This is a genomic window from Chrysanthemum yellows phytoplasma (genome assembly GCF_000803325.1).
In the GTDB taxonomy this organism is placed as follows: Bacteria; Bacillota_I; Bacilli_A; order Acholeplasmatales; family Acholeplasmataceae; genus Phytoplasma; species Phytoplasma asteris.
Genome location: NZ_JSWH01000219.1, coordinates 1 through 257, shown reverse-complemented (window position 1 = coordinate 257; position 257 = coordinate 1). Strand labels below are relative to the sequence as shown.

The window sequence follows — 257 nt, the reverse complement described above, 5'->3', positions numbered from 1 at the left end:
TAAAATCGAAGGAACACCAATGATTAAAAGAACCTACACCTTCTACGGACTCGCTGGCCTAGGACGCGGACAACACCAAGAATACGAACCAACCGACCTCCCCCCATACGCCAAAAACCCATTCAATAAATGGCACATCTTAAGTTTATCTTTTGACCCAGGAGAAGATTTCAATTATTTCCACACAAAACACAAACACAAAGACTCACAATTTAATGACCAAATGATAGTAGATCCATCAAATCACTACATAGAAC

1 pseudogene is annotated in these 257 nt (G+C 40.1%); it reads left to right on the top strand.

The window, feature by feature from the left end:
- Positions 1-19 precede the first annotated feature (19 nt).
- Positions 20-257, top strand: a pseudogene (locus OL66_RS03260) (IMP dehydrogenase); the annotation flags it as partial.